The 235-nt window shown below is 69.4% G+C and carries 1 protein-coding gene; it reads left to right on the forward strand.

Annotation, left to right across the window (positions count from 1 at the left end; all coding sequences use genetic code 11):
• The coding region (locus ACRHNM_RS18250) for a hypothetical protein (protein ID WP_431138040.1) at positions 1-235 on the forward strand (235 nt) is incomplete at both ends.

The following is a 235-nucleotide window of genomic DNA, read 5'->3' on the forward strand; positions in this document are numbered from 1 at the left end:
CAGGGCGACATCGCCGAGTCGATGCAGTTGCGTTCCGGCATGCGGGCGCATATGTCGCTGCTCGCCGGCACGGTGGGCGCGGTGCGGGGCGTCAGCATGGTCAACGCGCTGTCGGCCTCCGACATCACGGCGGCCTATCCCGACCTGGTGGCGCTGCCGCTGGCCTCGCGCCAATGGTTCGATTTCGTGTTGATCGCGCGCAACGAGGCCGCCAGCCGGGAGTCAGTCGAGCACC

The sequence above is a fragment of the Psychroserpens mesophilus genome, assembly GCF_050617655.1.
Lineage (GTDB): Bacteria > Bacteroidota > Bacteroidia > Flavobacteriales > Flavobacteriaceae > Psychroserpens > Psychroserpens mesophilus_A.